The 18,671-nt window shown below is 72.7% G+C and carries 19 protein-coding genes and 1 tRNA gene; 12 read left to right on the top strand and 8 right to left on the bottom strand.

Annotated features, from left to right (window positions below):
- Positions 1–30 precede the first annotated feature (30 nt).
- Positions 31–792 (top strand): phosphoglyceromutase, encoded by a 762-nt coding sequence (locus AB0953_RS06240; RefSeq protein ID WP_366858252.1) that lies wholly within the window; start codon positions 31–33, stop codon positions 790–792.
- A gap of 79 nt (positions 793–871) precedes the next feature.
- Here the strand turns inward: AB0953_RS06240 and AB0953_RS06245 are convergent, their stop codons facing one another.
- Both AB0953_RS06245 and phoU read right to left on the bottom strand, forming a co-directional pair.
- The gene (locus AB0953_RS06245) at positions 872–1,021 is read right to left on the bottom strand and encodes a hypothetical protein (protein ID WP_361916157.1); all 150 of its coding nucleotides are present in this window, start codon (positions 1,019–1,021) and stop codon (positions 872–874) included.
- Positions 1,022–1,122: 101 nt separating this feature from the next.
- Positions 1,123–1,794, bottom strand: a complete 672-nt coding sequence (gene phoU, locus AB0953_RS06250; protein WP_366858253.1) for a phosphate signaling complex protein PhoU — start codon at positions 1,792–1,794, stop codon at positions 1,123–1,125.
- Between the two features lie 212 nt (positions 1,795–2,006).
- Here phoU and AB0953_RS06255 point away from each other — a divergent pair, with 212 nt between their 5' ends.
- Entirely contained in the window at positions 2,007–3,227 is a 1,221-nt protein-coding gene (locus AB0953_RS06255) for an ATP-binding protein (protein ID WP_366858254.1), read from the top strand.
- Positions 3,228–3,263: 36 nt separating this feature from the next.
- Positions 3,264–3,944 (top strand): response regulator transcription factor, encoded by a 681-nt coding sequence (locus AB0953_RS06260; RefSeq protein ID WP_366858255.1) that lies wholly within the window; start codon positions 3,264–3,266, stop codon positions 3,942–3,944.
- 112 nt (positions 3,945–4,056) lie between these two features.
- Here the strand turns inward: AB0953_RS06260 and AB0953_RS06265 are convergent, their stop codons facing one another.
- On the bottom strand, positions 4,057–4,746 hold the full coding sequence (locus tag AB0953_RS06265; protein ID WP_366858256.1) for a DUF461 domain-containing protein: 690 nt from the start codon (positions 4,744–4,746) through the stop codon (positions 4,057–4,059).
- Between the two features lie 602 nt (positions 4,747–5,348).
- Here AB0953_RS06265 and AB0953_RS06270 point away from each other — a divergent pair.
- From AB0953_RS06270 to AB0953_RS06295, 6 genes are all read left to right on the top strand, one after another.
- Positions 5,349–5,831: a CarD family transcriptional regulator gene (locus AB0953_RS06270; RefSeq protein WP_003953493.1), complete on the top strand. Its 483-nt coding sequence runs from the start codon at positions 5,349–5,351 to the stop codon at positions 5,829–5,831.
- A gap of 289 nt (positions 5,832–6,120) precedes the next feature.
- Entirely contained in the window at positions 6,121–6,867 is a 747-nt protein-coding gene (gene ispD, locus AB0953_RS06275) for a 2-C-methyl-D-erythritol 4-phosphate cytidylyltransferase (RefSeq protein ID WP_366858257.1), read from the top strand.
- Positions 6,857–7,405 (top strand): 2-C-methyl-D-erythritol 2,4-cyclodiphosphate synthase, encoded by a 549-nt coding sequence (ispF, locus tag AB0953_RS06280; protein WP_366858258.1) that lies wholly within the window; start codon positions 6,857–6,859, stop codon positions 7,403–7,405. The genes ispD and ispF overlap by 11 nt, the downstream gene beginning before the upstream one ends.
- A 104-nt stretch (positions 7,406–7,509) precedes the next feature.
- Positions 7,510–8,910, top strand: a complete 1,401-nt coding sequence (cysS, locus tag AB0953_RS06285) for a cysteine--tRNA ligase (protein WP_366858259.1) — start codon at positions 7,510–7,512, stop codon at positions 8,908–8,910.
- A 101-nt stretch (positions 8,911–9,011) separates the two neighbouring features.
- Positions 9,012–9,968 carry a 23S rRNA (guanosine(2251)-2'-O)-methyltransferase RlmB gene (gene rlmB, locus AB0953_RS06290; RefSeq protein ID WP_366858260.1) on the top strand — a complete coding sequence of 319 codons (957 nt, stop codon included), beginning with the start codon at positions 9,012–9,014 and terminating at the stop codon, positions 9,966–9,968.
- A 161-nt stretch (positions 9,969–10,129) separates the two neighbouring features.
- Positions 10,130–11,737: a DoxX family membrane protein gene (locus AB0953_RS06295; protein ID WP_366858261.1), complete on the top strand. Its 1,608-nt coding sequence runs from the start codon at positions 10,130–10,132 to the stop codon at positions 11,735–11,737.
- A gap of 115 nt (positions 11,738–11,852) precedes the next feature.
- On the opposite strand, the gene AB0953_RS06300 is transcribed toward AB0953_RS06295, so the two are convergent.
- The 3 genes from AB0953_RS06300 to ugpC all read right to left on the bottom strand — a co-directional run bounded on the left by AB0953_RS06300 (position 11,853) and on the right by ugpC (position 14,414).
- Positions 11,853–12,572: a nucleotidyltransferase family protein gene (locus tag AB0953_RS06300; RefSeq protein ID WP_366858597.1), complete on the bottom strand. Its 720-nt coding sequence runs from the start codon at positions 12,570–12,572 to the stop codon at positions 11,853–11,855.
- 110 nt (positions 12,573–12,682) lie between these two features.
- On the bottom strand, positions 12,683–13,096 hold the full coding sequence (locus AB0953_RS06305; RefSeq protein WP_366858262.1) for a hypothetical protein: 414 nt from the start codon (positions 13,094–13,096) through the stop codon (positions 12,683–12,685).
- A 229-nt stretch (positions 13,097–13,325) separates the two neighbouring features.
- Positions 13,326–14,414, bottom strand: coding sequence for a sn-glycerol-3-phosphate ABC transporter ATP-binding protein UgpC (gene ugpC, locus AB0953_RS06310; protein ID WP_366858263.1), 1,089 nt, complete (start codon positions 14,412–14,414; stop codon positions 13,326–13,328).
- Between the two features lie 225 nt (positions 14,415–14,639).
- Here ugpC and AB0953_RS06315 point away from each other — a divergent pair.
- Positions 14,640–14,713, top strand: a tRNA-Thr gene (locus AB0953_RS06315).
- A 105-nt stretch (positions 14,714–14,818) separates the two neighbouring features.
- On the opposite strand, the gene AB0953_RS06320 is transcribed toward AB0953_RS06315, so the two are convergent.
- Complete coding sequence (locus AB0953_RS06320) at positions 14,819–16,201, bottom strand: FAD-binding oxidoreductase (RefSeq protein ID WP_366858264.1); 1,383 nt, start codon at positions 16,199–16,201, stop codon at positions 14,819–14,821.
- A gap of 165 nt (positions 16,202–16,366) precedes the next feature.
- Here AB0953_RS06320 and AB0953_RS06325 point away from each other — a divergent pair, with 165 nt between their 5' ends.
- Both AB0953_RS06325 and AB0953_RS06330 read left to right on the top strand, forming a co-directional pair.
- The gene (locus tag AB0953_RS06325) at positions 16,367–16,840 is read left to right on the top strand and encodes a GNAT family N-acetyltransferase (RefSeq protein WP_366858265.1); all 474 of its coding nucleotides are present in this window, start codon (positions 16,367–16,369) and stop codon (positions 16,838–16,840) included.
- 57 nt (positions 16,841–16,897) lie between these two features.
- A complete protein-coding gene (locus AB0953_RS06330; protein WP_366858266.1) occupies positions 16,898–17,587 on the top strand; it encodes a pentapeptide repeat-containing protein in 690 nt (229 codons plus the stop codon).
- A gap of 516 nt (positions 17,588–18,103) precedes the next feature.
- On the opposite strand, the gene AB0953_RS06335 is transcribed toward AB0953_RS06330, so the two are convergent.
- The gene (locus tag AB0953_RS06335) at positions 18,104–18,607 is read right to left on the bottom strand and encodes a hypothetical protein (RefSeq protein ID WP_366858267.1); all 504 of its coding nucleotides are present in this window, start codon (positions 18,605–18,607) and stop codon (positions 18,104–18,106) included.
- Positions 18,608–18,671 lie beyond the last annotated feature (64 nt).

Below are 18,671 nucleotides of genomic sequence, written 5' to 3' on the forward strand. Positions count from 1 at the left end.
GGCCCGGGCGCGTCCATTAGGCTCGGACGCATGGCCGACGCACCGTACAAGCTGATCCTCCTCCGCCACGGCGAGAGCGAGTGGAACGCCAAGAACCTGTTCACCGGCTGGGTGGACGTCAACCTCAACGAGAAGGGCGAGAAGGAGGCGGTCCGCGGCGGTGAGCTGCTCAAGGACGCCGGCCTGCTCCCCGACGTCGTGCACACCTCCCTCCAGAAGCGCGCCATCCGCACCGCGCAGCTGGCCCTGGAGGCCGCCGACCGCCACTGGATCCCGGTCCACCGCTCCTGGCGCCTGAACGAGCGCCACTACGGCGCCCTCCAGGGCAAGGACAAGGCCCAGACGCTCGCCGAGTTCGGCGAGGAGCAGTTCATGCTGTGGCGCCGCTCGTACGACACGCCGCCGCCGGCCCTCGAGGACGGCACCGAGTTCTCCCAGTCCGAGGACCCGCGCTACTCCTCCATCCCGCCGGAGCTGCGCCCGAGGACGGAGTGCCTGAAGGACGTCGTCGTCCGCATGCTCCCGTACTGGTACGACGGCATCGTCCCGGACCTGCTGGCCGGCCGCACCGTCCTGGTCGCCGCGCACGGCAACTCCCTGCGCGCCCTGGTCAAGCACCTCGACGGCATCTCCGACGCCGACATCGCGGGCCTGAACATCCCCACCGGCATCCCGCTCTCCTACGAGCTCGACGCCGACTTCAAGCCCCTCAACCCGGGCGGCACCTACCTCGACCCGGAGGCCGCCGCGGCCGCCATCGAGGCCGTCAAGAACCAGGGCAAGAAGAAGTAGCGACTGCGGACGGGGCCCCTGCCGGCGGTGATGCGCCGACAGGGGCCCCGGACGTTGGCACGGGTGGCGGTGCCGTCCGTCACCCGCCGCACTGGCAGGGGGCGCCGGACTGGCAGCCGCAGCCGCACCCCGAGCCGCAGCCGCAGGCCGCGAGCAGCGGCAGGCGCAGCGGCTCCGGCTTCGGCGGCTGCTCGTGCTCCGGGGTGACGGGGACGGGGGATTCGGGCATGGATCCTCCTCGCAGGCGGTGTACGGGGTAGGCGTACGTACTGCACTGCCTCGCCCTCATTCATGCCCAGCCGCACCGGCGCGTCAACGGCGCACTGGGGCTCAGACCGGCTCGGTCGGCTGCTGCAGATCGTCCGCGTGCTCGCCCGTCACCAGGTACACCACGCGCTTGGCCACCGACACCGCGTGGTCGGCGAAACGCTCGTAGTAGCGGCCCAGCAGGGTCACGTCCACGGCCGTCTCGATGCCGTGCTTCCAGCGGTCGTCCATCAGGTGCTGGAACAGCGTGCGGTGCAGCTGGTCCATCTCGTCGTCGTCCGTCTCCAGCTGCAGCGCCAGGTCCACGTCCTTGGTGATGATCACCTCGGCCGCCTTCGCCATCAGCCGCTGCGCCAGCTGCCCCATCTCCAGGATGGTCGCGTGCAGGTCCCGCGGGACGGCGGTGTCCGGGAAGCGCAGCCGGGCCAGCTTGGCCACGTGCTGGGCCAGGTCGCCCGAGCGCTCCAGGTCGGCGCTCATGCGCAGCGAGGTGACGACGATGCGCAGGTCGGTGGCGACCGGCTGCTGGCGGGCCAGCAGCGCGATGGCGCGCGCCTCCAGGTCGTGCTGGAGGTCGTCGATCTTCTGGTCGGCCGCGATGACGCTCTCGGCGAGCTTCAGGTCGGCGTCGAGCATGGACGTCGTGGCCCGCCCGATCGCGGAGCCGACCAGCCGGGCCATCTCGACCAGGCCCTCCCCGATCGAGTCCAGTTCCTCGTGGTACGCGTCACGCATGGGTGTCCCTCTCTCGACCTACTGCGCTGGTGCCCGGGGCCCGGGCCGGTGCGGCCTCATGCCCCACGGTGCCACGGTGGGAGGCGAACGCGTCGGCCTCCGGCACCCCAAGTGAATCAACTCCGTCGTCACGGTGAACTCTGGGCGACGACTGTTCGAGGTGCCACCCGAACGGCTGTGGAAGTGCTCTTGGGCCTGCTTAACCTGGACACATGGACGTGAACGCGGCGGTCGCCGCAGCTGCAGCGATCGCCGGTGTCTGCACCGGCGTCATCGCGATGCTGGCGTTCCGCTGGAGCGAGCGCGACCAGGCCCGCCCCACCCGGAGCTCCATGCGCCCCGACATCAACGCGGTGCTCCCGCCCGGCGTCGACACCGTCCTGTCCGTGCTCCGCTCCTCCGCCGTCGTCCTCGACGAGGGCGACGCCGTCGTCAAGGCCAGCTCCGCCGCGTACGCCCTCGGGCTCGTCCGCGGCGGCAAGCTCGCCGTGGAGCCCATGCTCCACATGGCCCGCGACACCCGCCGCGACGGCGAGATACGCCAGGTCGAGCTCGACCTGCCCCGGCGCGGCACCGGCCGCGGCGAGGCCCTGGCGGTCTCGGCGCGCGTCGCCCCGCTCGGCTCCCGGCTCGTGCTGCTGCTGGTGGAGGACCTCACCGAGGCCCGCCGCATCGAAGCCGTACGGCGCGACTTCGTCGCGAACGTCTCGCACGAGCTGAAGACGCCGGTCGGCGCGATCTCCCTGCTGTCCGAGGCCGTCATGGACGCCGCCGACGATCCCGAGGCGGTCAGCCGCTTCGCCGGCCGCATGCAGATCGAGGCCACCCGCCTGATCAACCTCGTCCAGGAGCTCATCGACCTCTCCCGGGTCCAGAACGACGACCCGCTGGAGGACGCCGAGCCCGTCAGGGTGGACACGCTCGTCGCCGAGGCCATCGACCGGTGCCGCCACACCGCCTCGTCCAAGCAGATCACCATGGCCTCCGGAGGCACCTCCGACCTGTTCGTCTGGGGCAACCGCGGCCAGCTCGCCGCCGCCCTCGGCAACCTCGTCGAGAACGCCGTCAACTACAGCCCCGCCCGCACCCGCGTCGGGATCGCCGCCCGCCGGGTCACCGCCCCGGGCGGCGACCTGATCGAGCTCGCCGTGACCGACCAGGGCATCGGTATCCCCGAGAAGGACCGCGAGCGCATCTTCGAGCGCTTCTACCGCGTCGACCCGGCCCGCTCCCGCGCCACCGGCGGAACCGGACTGGGCCTTGCGATCGTGAAGCATGTCGCGGCCTCCCACGGCGGGGAGGTGTCCGTGTGGAGCTCCGAGGGTCAGGGCTCCACCTTCACCCTGAGGCTGCCGGAATCGGCCGCCCCCTCGGACCGGGCCGCCCCCTCCGCGGAACAGGCCCCCGCACCCAGCCACCCGACCCCAGCCTGAACCAGAACCAGCCATCCCTGCCCCGGAGGTCCTTCCGTGACCCGAGTGCTCGTCGTCGAGGATGAGGAATCCTTCAGCGACGCCCTGTCCTACATGCTCCGCAAGGAGGGCTTCGAGGTCGCGATCGCCGCGACCGGCCCCGACGGGCTCGAGGAGTTCGAGCGCAACGGCGCCGACCTCGTCCTCCTCGACCTGATGCTGCCGGGCCTGCCCGGCACGGAGGTCTGCCGGCAGCTGCGCGGCCGCTCCAACGTCCCCGTGATCATGGTGACGGCCAAGGACAGCGAGATCGACAAGGTGGTCGGGCTGGAGATAGGAGCCGACGACTACGTCACGAAGCCCTTCTCCTCGCGCGAGCTGGTCGCGCGCATCCGCGCGGTCCTGCGCCGCCGCGGCGAGCCGGAGGAGGTCACCCCGGCCGCCCTGGAGGCGGGACCGGTGCGCATGGACGTCGACCGGCACGTGGTCACCGTCGCCGGAGCAAAGGTGGACCTCCCGCTCAAGGAGTTCGACCTGCTGGAGATGCTGCTGCGCAACGCGGGCCGCGTGCTGACCCGCATGCAGCTGATCGACCGGGTGTGGGGTGCGGACTACGTGGGCGACACCAAGACCCTCGACGTACACGTCAAGCGCCTGCGCGCCAAGATCGAGCCGGACCCGGGTGCTCCGCGCTACCTGGTCACGGTCCGCGGCCTCGGCTACAAGTTCGAGCCGTAAGCCGGCCGGGGCCCGCGCAGCGGCCCGCAGCACGGGGAAGGGCCCCGTCCGCTGAAGCGGACGGGGCCCTTGCCTTGTCTACTCGTCTACTGCTTGCGCTGCCCGCGCGGCCTCAGTGACCGGCGGCGTGCGAGGCGGAGGCCGACGGGGAGCCCGCCGGGGTGGCGCCCGCGGCGGGGGAGCCCGACGCGGCGGGGCTCGCACCGGCGGACGGGGACGCGGCCGGGGAGCCCGACGGCGCGGCGGCGGGGCTGCCCGAGGCGGAGGGGCCGGCGGCCGGGGCCTCGGTCGGGCCGAAGCCGGCGTACAGGCCGGTGCCCGGGACGACGAACGCGTCGAGCTCGACGTCGCCGGCGTTGCTCAGCTGGAAGACGACCTTCTGGGCGTCGCCGTTCTTCACGGCCTCGTTGCCGCCCTCGATCACGGCGGACGCGTTGCCCTTGCCGCCGATGACCACGGAGCCGCCGGCCGGCACGACGACCTTGCCCGCAGCGCCCTCGGGGCCCTTGAGCGTGACCTTGGCCTTGCCGCCCGGCAGGGTGATCGCGTCGAGGGTCTGAGGCTTGTCGCCCTGGTTGAAGACCGTCGCCGAGACGACCGCGGGGCCGCCCTTCTTGTCCTTGCCGCCCTGGGTGATCACCAGCGCGTTCTGGACCTTGATGTCGCCCTTGGTGACGGCGGCGTTGTCCGGCTTGATCTGGAGCGTCTGGGCGTCGTTGCCCGCACCGCACGCGGCCAGCGAGGCGATCGAGAACACGACGGCGGTGGCGGCGAGGGCGCCGCGTCGAAGGCTGCGGCTCACGGCGGCGGCAACTCCTTGGACGTACGGAACGGAAGGATGGCGGCCTCGGGGCGACCGAGGTAAAGCCGCCCTAAGGGTGTGTCAGCGGGCTTAGGTTACCGAGCCGCCGCCCCGCCCCCGCACCCGACCCTCCGCAGCGCACGGGCGGCCCTGCGCCGCCCCCGCGATCTCCCATTCCGGCTCCCGCCCGCGCCCGCTCTTCGTGCCGCGTTCACATGCCGTCCGCATATCACGCTCCGGGCGGCCTGTGATCAATTCCGGGATTCCTTCGAACGGCTCTCCGTGATCAATTCCAGGATTGGGCCGGAACCGCTCCGTACGGGTGGCCCCCAGTCGAACGGAGTAGTTCGGTTTCCCGGCTTCGAACCCGGCAAAACGGGACGTACGTCACACTGGTGGGGTACCCGCCCGGGTGTAACGTGGCCGTTTCGCCTGGTCCGCACAGCGCCTCCGACCTGCGAATACCCCCTTCCGGAAGCCCTCCGCAGCACGTTCCCGCCGCTGTTGTCAAGCCCCGAGATGTGCCCTGACCTGCGAAAACGCCATTCATAACAGTCAGTTCTCGTGTTACCCTGGATAGCCACGGAAGGGGTACCTGTCACATGACGTTCAAGGTTGGCGACACCGTGGTCTATCCCCATCACGGGGCCGCGCTGATCGAGGCCATCGAAACTCGCCAGATCAAAGGCGTGGACAAGACCTACTTGGTGCTCAAGGTCGCCCAGGGCGACCTGACGGTTCGTGTGCCTGCGGACAATGCGGAGTTCGTCGGCGTTCGCGACGTAGTCGGCCAGGACGGGCTGGACCGGGTCTTCGAGGTGCTGCGTGCACCGTACGCCGAGGAGCCCACGAACTGGTCCCGTCGCTACAAGGCAAATCTGGAGAAGCTCGCTTCTGGCGACGTCATCAAGGTCGCCGAAGTGGTGCGCGACCTGTGGCGCCGCGAGCGCGAGCGCGGGCTCTCCGCGGGTGAGAAGCGCATGCTCGCGAAGGCGCGCCAGATTCTGGTCAGCGAGCTCGCGCTCGCCGAGAACACCAACGAGGACAAGGCCGAGGCCCTCCTCGACGAGGTTCTCGCGTCCTGACGGACGAACCTGTACACAGTCGTGCCGCGGTGCCCGATGACAAGCCCTCTCTTTTACGGGAGGGCTGTTGCCGGGCGCTGCGGCATGTCTGTCTCCGCCGCCCGCCCGCACCGCCTCTTTACCGCCCGCACCGCCGTTCCGTACTGACCCAGGGGGCCGTGCACCGTGCACCGGGTCCGGGCAGCCGGCTCGACCGGTCGTCACGGAAGGGGGCGAGGGCGTCGCACCCGGCACTCCCCAAGGCCATACCCACGTCGGCCGAAGTCACAAACCTGGCTCGGAGCTACTGATGTCTGACGCACCGCGTCCCCACCGCACGGCTGCCGTGATCCCGGCCGCCGGCCGCGGGGTACGCCTCGGTCCCGGCGCCCCCAAGGCCCTGCGGGCCCTCGGCGGCACCCCCATGCTCATCCACGCCGTCCGCGCGATGGCCCGCTCCCGGGCCGTGTCCCTGGTCGTCGTCGTGGCCCCGTCCGACGGCGCCGCCGAGGTGCGCCACCTCCTGGACGAGCACCCGCTGCCCGAGAGGACCGAGGTCCTCGTCGTCCCCGGCGGCGACACCCGCCAGGAGTCGGTGCGCGCCGGCCTCGCCGCGCTCCCCGCGGACGTCACCTCCGTCCTCATCCACGACGCGGCCCGCCCGCTGGTCCCCGTCGACACCGTCGACGCGGTGGTCGAGGCCGTCCGCGACGGCGCCCCGGCCGTCGTGCCCGCGCTGCCGCTGGCCGACACCGTCAAGGAGGTCGAGCCCGCCGGGCCCGGCGAGCCCGAACCGGTCGTCGCCACGCCCGAGCGCGCCCGACTGCGCGCCGTCCAGACCCCGCAGGGCTTCGACCTCGCCACCCTCGTGCGCGCGCACGAGGCCATCGCCGTCAACGGCGAGGGCGCCACCGACGACGCCGGGATGGTGGAGCGGCTCGGCACGACCGTCATGGTGGTCCCCGGCCACGAAGAGGCCTTCAAGGTCACCCGTCCGCTCGACCTGGTCCTCGCCGAGGCCGTACTCGCCCGCAGGAGGGCCACCGATGCCTACTAGCCCCGAACGCCCCGGAGAGTCCCCGGCCCCGGCCCCGGCCCCGGCCGCGCCCGCGCCCCTGATCCCGCTCGTCGGCATCGGCACCGACGTCCACGCCTTCGAGACCGGCCGCGACCTGTGGTGCGCGGGCCTGCTCTGGGAGGGCGAGGACGGCCTCGCCGGCCACTCCGACGGCGACGTCGCCGCCCATGCCGCCTGCGACGCCCTCTTCTCCGCCGCCGGCGTCGGCGACCTCGGCGCCCACTTCGGCACCTCCCGCCCCGAGTGGTCCGGCGCCGCGGGCGTCACCCTCCTGGCCGAAGCCGCCCGCATCGTGCGCGCCGAGGGCTTCGAGATCGGCAACATCGCCATCCAGGTGATCGGGGTCCGCCCGAAGATCGGCAGGCGGCGCGAGGAAGCGCAGAAGGCGCTCGCCGCCGCCGCGGGCGCCCCCGTCTCGGTCTCCGGCACCACCACCGACGGCCTGGGCCTGACCGGCCGCGCCGAAGGCCTCGCCGCCATCGCCACCGCGCTGGTCTACCGGGCAAACCAGGCCTGAACGCCCGTACCGGACGGCCCCGCGCGCCACGACCGCAACGACAGACCGCCCCGCGCCCCCCAAGGGTCGCGGGGCACTGCCACCGGCCCACTACCCTGGATCCCGTGACTATTCGCCTGTACGACACCAGCGCCCGGCAGATCCGCGACTTCACCCCGCTCGTGCCGGGCTGCGTCTCGATCTACCTCTGTGGTGCCACCGTGCAGGCGGCCCCGCACATCGGGCACATCCGCTCGGGGCTGAACTTCGACATCATGCGCCGCTGGTTCGCCTACCGCGGCTACGACGTGACCTTCATCCGCAACGTCACGGACATCGACGACAAGATCATCGCCAAGTCGGCGGAGCAGGGCCGCCCCTGGTGGTCCATCGGCTACGCCAACGAACTCGCGTTCAACCACGGCTACGACGCCCTCGGCTGCCTGCGCCCGACCTACGAGCCGCGCGCCACCGGGCACGTCCCCGAGATGATCGAGATGATGCGCGGCCTCATCGAGCGCGGCCACGCCTACGAGGCGGACGGAAACGTCTACTTCGACGTGCGGTCCTTCCCCGGCTACCTGGGCCTGTCCAACCAGGAGCTCGACAACCTGCTCCAGCCCTCCGGCGAGGGGGAGACCGGCAAGCGCGACCCCCGCGACTTCGCCATGTGGAAGGCCGCCAAGCCCGGCGAGCCCTCCTGGGAGACGCCGTGGGGCCGCGGCCGCCCCGGCTGGCACCTGGAGTGCTCGGCCATGGCCCACAAGTACCTCGGCGAGGCCTTCGACATCCACGGCGGCGGCCTGGACCTGATCTTCCCGCACCACGAGAACGAGATCGCCCAGGCCAAGGCCTTCGGCGACGGGTTCGCGCAGTACTGGGTCCACAACGCGTGGGTCACCATGTCCGGCGAGAAGATGTCCAAGTCCCTCGGCAACTCGGTGCTCGTCTCCGAGATGGTCAAGAACTGGCGCCCCATCGTCCTGCGCTACTACCTCGGCACCCCGCACTACCGCTCGATGATCGAGTACAGCGAGGAGGCCCTGCGCGAGGCCGAGTCCGCCTTCGCCCGCATCGAGGGCTTCTGCCAGCGGGTCGTGGAGAAGGCCGGCAAGGCCGTCGAACCGGCCGCCGAGGTCCCGCCGGCCTTCGCCGAGGCCATGGACGACGACCTGGGCGTCCCGCAGGCGCTCGCCATCGTCCACACCACCGTCCGCCAGGGCAACAGCGCACTCGCCGCCGACGACAAGGACGCCGCGATCGCCCGCCTCTCCGAGGTGCGCGCCATGCTCGGCGTCCTCGGCCTCGACCCGCTCGACCCGCACTGGTCCGAGGAGACCGACCGCGGCGAGGACCTGCACGGCGCCGTCGACACCCTCGTACGGCTCGTCCTGGAGCAGCGCGAGTCCGCTCGCGCCCGCAAGGACTGGGCCACCGCCGACGCCATCCGCGACCAGCTCCAGCAGTCCGGGCTCGTCATCGAGGACAGCCCCTCCGGTCCCCGCTGGACCCTCGGCCCCCGCTGAGGCGACACCGCCCGGACCAGCTCTGTTGTGCCGCCCGGCCCTCCGGGCGGCACACTCTTCATACGTACGTACCGCAGCACCAACGAAAACAGGTAGAGGTCATGGCCGGGAACAGCCAGCGCAGGAACCGCCGCACGTCCAACAAGAAGGGCGCCACGGTCGGCAGCGGTGGTCAGCGGCGCAGGGGCCTGGAGGGCAAGGGCCCCACGCCCAAGGCCGAGGACCGCAAGGGCCACAAGGCGTACCGCATCTCCAACGCCATCGCCAGGCAGGCCGCCAAGCGCCGCCCCGCACCTCGCCGCGGCGGCCCCAAGGGCGCCAGCGAGATGGTCGTCGGCCGCAACCCCGTCTTCGAGGCGCTGCGCGACGGCGTACCCGCCACCACCCTGTACGTCCAGCAGTTCATCGACAACGACGAGCGCGTCCGCGAGGCGCTCAAGCTGGCCGGCGAGCGCGGCAACGTCAACCTGATGGAGGCCCCCCGCCCCGAGCTGGACCGCATGACCGGCGGCCTCAACCACCAGGGCCTGGTCCTCCAGGTCCCGCCCTACGAGTACGCGCACCCCGAGGACCTCACCGCCGAGGCCTACGACAACGGCGAGGACCCGCTGATCGTCGCCCTCGACGGCGTCACCGACCCGCGCAACCTCGGCGCCATCGTCCGCTCCGTCTCCGCCTTCGGCGGCCACGGCGTCGTCATCCCCGAGCGGCGCGCCGCCGGCATGACCGCGGGCGCCTGGAAGACCTCCGCCGGCACCGCCGCCCGGACCCCGGTCTCCCGCGTCACCAACCTCACCCGCGCCCTGCAGGAGTACAAGAAGGCCGGCCTGACCGTCGTCGGCCTCGCCGCGGAGGGCGAGCACTCCGTCGCCGACCTCGACGCCCTCGCGGGCCCCGTCGTCATCGTGGTCGGCTCCGAGGGCAAGGGCCTCGGCCGCCTCGTCGGCGAGAACTGCGACTACCTCGTCCGCATCCCGATGCCCGGCGGCGCCGAGTCCCTCAACGCCGGTGTCGCCGCGGGCGTCGTCCTCTACGAGGCGGCCCGCCGCCGCGCCTGAACCGGCCGCGGCAACGGCCCGCCGCTCTGCCACTTGGCTCACCCGGCGTGACCCGTGAGCGTGCCACCCCGCCCGTTTCGGGCGGGGTGGCTTGATCTTGACGGGCCTCGGACACATCCCTGCTGTCAAGGCAGTGTCCTAAACACTGATCACTCGGTTAGATGAGTGTGGACACCAGAACGTCAGGGTTCGACGACCAGCCCGCGCTGAGCATGGTCAAGGTGCCGTGCGACCCCGCACAGGTCATCGTCAACCACGCCAGCTTCCGCGTGCGGCTCGCACCGAGCCCGAGCGCGCGTTCCAAGCCCGCGACCGCACCCGGCCGGATCCCCGCCCGCAGCGGCGCCCTCGCCGCGGCCGGCGCCGCCGCCGGCGCAGCGGCCGCCCGCCGCCGCGCCCCCGTCGTGTGGAGCGGCAAATCAGCCCCCGGCGACACCGCGGCCATGGGCGGACTCCTCCAGGCCGTCCGCGAACACGGCCGCGGCCACGACGACTACGACGACGGCGCCACCCAGGTCATCCCCCGGGTCGACCTCGCCCACGACCTCGCCGGCGACACCGTCCCCACCCCCACCGTCATCGGACAGCGCTCCTACCGCGACCGCGAAGCGGACGAGACCCGCCCCCTCGCACCCGTACGGGACCTGCCCCGCCCCGCCCACCCCGCGGGCCCCGGCAGCCACACCCCGTACGGCCACGACCCCTACGACCCCGACCCGTACGACCAGCACCCGTACGAAGACGGCCCGGGCCAGGACGCCAACCGCCGCAGCCACGCCGACAGCCGCGGCCACGCCTCCTACTACCCCGGCCGCCGCATGAACCTCGGCGTCGTCCTCCTCCCGCTGCGCGTCTTCCTCGGCTTCATCTCCATCTACGCCGGCATGGGCAAACTCTGCGACCCCGTCTACTTCGACGGCGGCGAACGCGGATCCATGGTCACCTGGCTGCGCACCCTCCACCCCTGGGCCCTCGCCGAACCCCTGCGCGACTTCGCCCTGGCCCACCCCGTCGGCGCCGGCCTCACCGTCGCCTTCCTCCAGGTCATCGTCGGCGTCCTCACCGTCCTCGGCCTGTGGCAGCGCTTCGCCGCCTGCTTCGGCGCACTGCTGTCCGCCGCCCTGCTGATGACCGTCAGCTGGAAGACCGTCCCCGCCTACGACGCCCCCGACATCATCTACCTCGCCGCCTGGAGCCCGCTGATCATCGCCGGCGCCCCCGTCTACTCCCTCGACGGGCGCCTCGCCGGCGAGGCCTGGCGCACCCTCGGGCCCCGCTCCGACCTCTGGGACCTGCGCCGCCGCGTCCTGCGCCGCGGAGCCGTCATGGCCACCGTCGTCTGCGGACTCACCCTCCTCGTCGGCTCCCTCCTCGGCGGCGCCGTCCGCTCCAGCACCGTCGTCACCGTCCCCGGGCCCGGCCAGGAGCCCAGCAACTACCTGCCCGGCTCCCCGCTGCCCCAGGCGCCCAGCAAGCACCAGCAGCAGCCGCCCAGCCAGCAGCCCACCAAGTCCGCCGACCCCACCCCCAGCCCCACCGCCCCCTCCGCGAAGCCCGGACGCACCGGCACCACCACCCGCGAAGCCACGGGCACCGGCTCCCAGTCACCCACCGCCAGCCGCGGCGCCGGCGGCAGCCAGACCAGCGGCACCACCTCCAAGCAGAGCGCCCCGAAGGCCCCCACGTCCTCCAGCAGCGGCAGCCGAAGCACCTCCGGGGGCGACGCCCCCTCCAGGAAGCCCGGCCTCGTCGGAGGCCTCCTCGGCTGACCCCCGCACCGTCAAGGGCCGGGGCCCGGAGCGCCAACAGCGCTCCGAGCCCCGGCCCTTGACGTATACGGGGGGGCTGGGAAGGCCCCAGGGGCGTACGGGGGCCGCGAGGGCCTCAGGAGCCGCCCCGGCCGGCCAACTCCCGCGCCGCCTCCGTCAGATCCTTCGCCGTGTCGATCGCCCGCCAGTACGCCCCCTGGGGCAGCGGGAAACCCGCCAGCCGCCGCTCACGCGCCAACCGCGGGAACGTCGTCCGCTCGTGGTCCCCCAGATCCGGCAGCAGCGCCGTGAACTCCGGAGCGAACACGTAGACCCCCGCATTGATCAGGTACGGCGACGGCGGAGCCTCGATGAAGTCCAGCACCTGCCCGAACTCGTTCGTCTCCACCGCACCCCACGGAATGCGCGGCCGCGCCAACGCCAGCGTCGCCGTCGCCCCGCGCTCCGCGTGGAACGCCGCCATCTCCCGCAGCGAGAACCGCGTCCAGATGTCCCCGTTCGTCGCGTACCACGGCCGGTCCGGGTGCGGCAGGTGCCGCGCGGCGTACTTCAGGCCGCCGCCGCGCCCCAGCGGCTCCTCCTCCACCACCGTCGTCACCCGCAACGGCAGATCGGCCGTGGCCAGCCACTCCTGCAGCACCTCGGCCAAGTGCCCGCACGAGACCACCGCGTCGGTGACGCCCTCCGCCGCCAGCCACGCCAGCTGGTGCCCGATGATCGGCACCCCGGTGCCCGGAATCTCCACCATCGGCTTCGGCCGGTCGTCCGTATACGGCCGCAGCCGCGACCCCTGGCCGCCCGCCAGGACCACCGCCTGCGCGGGTGCCTGGGACAGGGCGGCCGGGATCGCGGCCGCGGACGCATCGGATGCGGAGTCGGAACGGGGAGCGGGAGGTACGTCGGTCATGGGCGCCAGCGTAGAGCCCCGCCCCCGCACACGGACCCTCAGCCCATCGAGGCCACACCGGTCGCGTACGAGGTGTCGCACACGGGCCGCGCGTACGACTGCGCCTTCGTCGGCCCGTACGCCTCCACGGCGGCCCGCCCCAGCGCCCGCGCGATCCCCATGCAGTGGCCGGCCAGCGACGGCCGCCGGTCCACCTCCTGCTGCAGGTGCGTCAGGACGTCACCCGGCATCTCGCCCTGCCGGAGCTCCCCCAGCAGCTTGTCGCGCAGCACGTCCTGCGGCGCGCGCGGCTTCGCGGGGACGGAGACGTCCTCGGCGGAGGCGGTCAGGATCCGGGACGAAGAATTGTCCGCCCAGGGAACCATGGTGACCGCGAGGGTCCCGGACAGGACCAGGACGACGGGCAGGACCAGGGCGAGGGAACGGCCGATTCGGCGGGCAGTGTGGGTCACGAGGGCGAGAGTAGCGCTCGGTGAAGGCGTGGCGACAGTCGGTCACCCGGTCGGGGGATGGTTCGACGTGGCTTTTCGAATCCCGTGTTGACGGCCGGGGGTGAATGCCCGGTCTGCCCGGAACAGCATGCCCGAAGGGGCACCCCCTGCGGGAGCGCCCCTTCGAGTGCATCTGCGCGTCTGTGTGTCTGCGCGTCTGCGCGTCCGTGTGTCTGGCGCCTGCGCGCGATCAGTCGGACAGCCGCTGCCCGGAGGAGGTCGAGAACACGTGCATCTCGCCGGGCCGCGGCACCACGTGCAGGCTGGAGCCCTTCTCCGGCACCTGGCGGCCGCCGACGCGCACCACGATGTCCTGACCGCCGTCGGCCTTGGAGGTGCTGCCGTACACGTACCCGTCCGCGCCCAGCTCCTCGACCACGTTGACCGTGATGGTCAGGCCGCCCTCGGTGCCGATGTCGAAGTGCTCGGGGCGCACGCCGACCGTCACCGTCCGGTCGCCCGCGTCCGCGGCCGCCGCGAGCGCCTCGCGCGACACGGGCACGACGCTCTCGCCGAACTTCACGCCGCCGTCGGTGATCGGGACCTCGACCAGGTTCATGGCCGGCGAGCCGATGAACCCGGCGACGAACAGGTTCGCCGGGCGGTCGTACATGTTCCGCGGGGTGTCCACCTGCTGGAGCAGGCCGTCCTTGAGCACCGCCACCCGGTCGCCCATGGTCATGGCCTCGACCTGGTCGTGCGTGACGTACACCGTGGTGATGCCCAGGTCGCGCTGGAGCGCGGCGATCTGCGTACGGGTGGAGACGCGCAGCTTGGCGTCGAGGTTCGACAGCGGCTCGTCCATCAGGAAGACCTGCGGCTTGCGGACGATCGCGCGGCCCATCGCGACGCGCTGGCGCTGGCCGCCGGAGAGCGCCTTCGGCTTGCGGTCCAGGTACTGGGTGAGGTCCAGCATCTTCGCCGCGTCCTCGACCTTGCGGCGGATGGTGGCCTTGTCCTCGCCGGCGATCTTCAGGGCGAAGCCCATGTTGTCGGCGACGGTCATGTGGGGGTACAGCGCGTAGTTCTGGAACACCATCGCGATGTCCCGGTCCTTGGGCGGCAGGTGCGTGACGTCGCGCTCGCCGATGCGGATGGCGCCCCCGTTGACGTCCTCCAGGCCCGCGAGCATGCGCAGGGAGGTGGACTTGCCGCAGCCGGAGGGGCCGACGAGGACGAGGAACTCGCCGTCCTCGATGTGGAGGTCGAGCTCGTCGACGGCGGGCTTGTCGCCGCCGGGGTAGAGCCGGGTCGCCTTGTCGAAGGTGACGGAAGCCATGCTGATGCATCCCTTCTACCGGCAGGAACGTGCCGGACGATCCGAGTGGAAGGAAGTGGTGGTCCGGTCCACCGCGGTGGACTTCCGCCCGACGCTACCTGGCGGGGGGCGTTCTGTCAGTACCGGCCGCGGGTGACGTGCGGCGGTGCGGGAGGCGAAAGACCCGCGCGGGCGGGCCCGTCGGCTGTGTAAAGTGAAGGCGATTCTGTGCGCCCGGCGCCACAGGCCTCCTTAGCTCAGCTGGCCAGAGCACCGCTCTTGTAAAGCGTAGGTCGTCGGTTCGAATCCGACAGGGGGCTCCGTTCCAGGCCGGAGGTCATTCCGGCCGAGGAATGCGAACAGAAGTGGAAGGCCCCGGAGTTCTGCTCCGGGGCCTTCTGCGCGTACGGGCGGCGCGGCGCGGGTCAGTGGCGGCCCGAGATGCGGTCCGCCAGGCGGGCCAGCGGGGCCGTCGTCGGGGTGTGGGTGGCGGCCTCGCGGCGGTCGGCCTCGCGGTAGGCGGCGTACAGGGCCTGGACGCCGAGCCAGCGGAAGGGCTCCGGCTCCCAGCGGCGGACGCGGTGGTCCACCCACGGCAGGGAGGTCAGCTCCGTGGTGTCGTTCAGGACCAGGTCGCGCAGGGTGCGGGCGGCGAGGTTCGAGGTGGCGACGCCCGAGCCGACGTAGCCGCCGGCCCAGCCGAGGCCCGTGGCGCGGTCCAGGGAGACGGTGGCGCACCAGTCGCGGGGCACGCCGAGGACGCCCGACCAGGCATGGGTGATCTCCACGCCCGCGAGGACCGGGAAGAAGGCGGTCAGGAGGCGGGTGAGCGCGGTGATGGTGGAGGGCTGGGTGGTGCCGTCGTTGTCCGTGCGGGAGCCGTAGCGGTACGGGACGCCGCGGCCGCCGATCGCGATGCGGTTGTCGGCGGTGCGCTGGGCGTACATGTAGGCGTGGGCCATGTCGCCGAGGGTTTCGGCGCCGGTCCAGCCGATGCGGTCCCAGGTGGAGTCGGGGAGCGGGGCCGTCACGATCATCGAGGAGTTCATGGGGAGCCAGGCGCGCTTGTGGCCCTTGAGGCCTGCGGTGAAGCCTTCGGTGCAGCGCAGGACGAAGGGGGCGCGGACGGTGCCGTACGGGGTGGTGGCGCGGCCCGGGGCGATGTCGGTGACGGGGGTGGACTCGTGGAGGGTGACGCCGAGGCGTTCGCAGGCTTCGGCGAGCCCGTTGACCAGCTTGAGGGGGTGGATGCGGGCGCCGTGGGGGGTCCAGCTGGAGCCGACGGCGTCGGCGATGTCGATGCGCGCCCGGGTGGCGGTGGCGTCGTGGAACTCGCGGTCGGTCTCGCCGAAGGCGACCTCGGCGGCGTGGAAGGCCTTGAGGCGGGTGAGCTGGGCGGGGGTGCGGGCGACTTCGAGGACGCCGCCGTGGTGCACGTCGGCGTCGATGCCTTCCTTGGCGGCGGTGTCGATGACCTCGGTGACGGTGGCGTTCATGGCCTGCTGGAGGCGCTGGGCGGCGGCGCGGCCGTGGAGGCGGGCGTAGCGGTCGCGGCCGGCGATGCCGTTGTAGAGCCAGCCGCCGTTGCGGCCGGAGGCCCCGTAGCCGCAGAACTTCTGCTCGAGGACGGTGACGCGGAGGTCGGGGGCGGAGGTCTTGAGGTAGTAGGCGGTCCACAGGCCGGTGTAGCCGCCGCCGACGATGACGACGTCGGCCGTGGTGTCGCCGGTGAGGGGGGCGCGGGGCGGGCGGGTGCGGGTGGTGGCGTCCGTTGCGTACCAGAAGGAGATGCCGCCGTTGATCGTCATGGGGGAGTTGGTACACGGGGTTCCGCAGGGGTGTCCAGGGTCGGGGTGTCGGGTTTTCGGGCCGGGGACCTGGCGGTGTGACGGGTGTGGGGAGGGGGCGGGGCCGGGGCCGGGACGGGGCCAGGGGCAGGGCGGGGCCCGCGGCGGCGGGCCTAGGCTGCGGGCATGATCCGTAACGCCGAGGTCGGGGACGTTCCCGCCATCCATGCCATGATCCGCGAGCTCGCGGAGTACGAGAGGGTGCCGCACGAGGCGCGGGCCACGCAGGAACAGCTGCGGCAGGCGCTGTTCGGGGAGCGGCCGGCGGCGTTCGCGCACATGGCGGTCACGGAGGAGGGCGAGCCGGTCGGGTTCGCGCTGTGGTTCCTGAACTTCTCGACGTGGCGGGGGGTGCACGGGATCTACCTGGAGGACCTGTACGTGCGTCCCGGTGCGCGCGGGGGCGGGTACGGGAAGGCGCTGCTGGGGGAGCTGGCGCGGCTGTGCGTCGAGCGGGGGTACGGCCGGCTGGAGTGGTCGGTGCTGAGGTGGAACGAGCCGACGATCGCGTTCTACGAGGCCCTGGGGGCGCGGCCGCAGGAGGAGTGGACGGTGTACCGGCTGGCGGACGAGGCGCTGCGGCGGCTGGGCTCCGCCTGAGGGAAGCGGTACGGCACCGTCGGGGGCGTTGTCGGTGGCGGCGGGCACGATGGGCGCATGGCGCGGAACGGGCAGCAGCGGAACGGGCAGCAGACGGTGAAGAGGGCACGGCGGCCGGAGGTGCGGCTGCCGGAGCTCAGCGGGTGGCCGGCCGGCGGCGTCCTGGAGCCGGAGGGTGACTACGACGCGGTGGAGTTCGCGGCCGCGGACCTGACCGGGCAGGAGGGGGTCGGGGCGCGGTTCATGGACTGCGCGCTGCGCGGGTGCGTGCTGGACGGGACCGGGCTGGCCAAGGCGCGCGTGCTGGACTCGGTGTGGGAGGGGATCCGCGGCGTGGGGACGGACCTGTCCGGGGCCTCGCTGCGGGACGTGGAGCTGGTGGACGCGCGGCTGGGCGGGGTCCGGCTGTCCGGGGCGGTGCTGGAGCGGGTGGTGGTCCGGGGCGGGAAGATCGACTACCTGAACCTGCGGCAGGCGCGGCTGCGGGACGTGGTGTTCGACGGGTGCGTGCTCGTGGAGCCGGATCTCGCGGGGGCGGTGCTGGAGCGGGTGGAGTTCCGGGGGTGCGTGGTGCGGGGGGCCGATGTGACGGGGGCCCGGATGGTGGACGTGGACGTGCGGGAGGCGGTGGAGCTGGAGGTGGCGCGGGGCGTCGACTCGTTGGCCGGCGCGGTGGTCACCCCGGCCCAGCTCCTCGACCTGGCCCCGGCCCTGGCCGCCCAACTGGGCCTGCGCGTCCTCCCGTAGCCCCGCCGCTTCCGAAGCCTCAGACCCGGCCCTGCGCCCCTCCGCGGGGCGGGGGCGGCTGGGCCGGACCCCGTCATCCCGGCCGAAGCCGTAGCCGGCGGGCCGCCCGGGGCTCCGCCCCAGACCCCGCGCCTCAATTGCCGGCGGGGCTGGGTTTCCGCGGGGCGGGGGTGGCTTTCCGCCGGGCGGGGTGGGTGTGCCGGGCCAGGCTGGAAGTGCCGTGGAGCGGCACCATCCAGCCCGCGCGGCGTTTGAGCGCACCGGGCGCGCAGCGCCCGGGTTTTTCAGCCTCGCCGCGGCGCTTGAGGCGCCGGCGGTAGCCCAGCGTAGGCGGCCGGGGCCGTGGCCGGGGCCGAGCCGGGTCCGTGCTGCGCCGTGCCCGTAGCGGCGGCCGAGCCCGAGGCAGGGGTCCTGCCGGGTAGTGCCCGTGACGCCAGCCGGGCGGAGCCGGGCGGGTACCGGCCGGGCGGGCCGGGCCGGGGTCGGTGGTGGCCGTATGGCGGCGGGCAGGGGCCGTCAGGCCGGGACGCGGGGGAAGCGGGACTGGAGGGTCCAGATGACCGGGTTGTCGGCCAGGGACTCGTGCATGTCGATCAGGTCGGCGATCAGGTCGTGGAGGAAGTCGCGGGCCTCGCGCCGCAGCAGCTTGTGGCTGAAGGTCAGCGGCTCTTCCTCGGCCGGCATCCAGTCCGCCTCGATGTCCACCCACCCGAAGCGCCGCTCGAAGAGCATCCGGTCCGTCGACTCGGTGAAGTCGAGCTCGGCGAAGCGCCGGTCGGCGGAGCGGCTGCCCCGCGGGTCTTCGTCGAGCTGCTCGACGATGTCGCACAGGGCCCAGGCGAAGTCGAGTACGGGTACCCATCCCCAGGCTGTGGACACTTCCCGGTCGGAGACGGTGTCGGCGAGGTAGACGTCCCCGCAGAAGAGGTCGTGGCGCAGGGAGTGGACGTCCGCCGAGCGGTAGTCGGTCTGCGGGGGGTCCGGGAAGCGCCGGGAGAGGGAGTAGCCGATGTCGAGCACGTACCCGATGGTGTCATGGGTGAGCGCGGGGGAGGGCGGGGGCCGGTCGGGCCGGCCGTCCGGA

Source organism: Streptomyces sp. NPDC046866 (assembly GCF_040704625.1).
GTDB lineage: Bacteria > Actinomycetota > Actinomycetes > Streptomycetales > Streptomycetaceae > Streptomyces.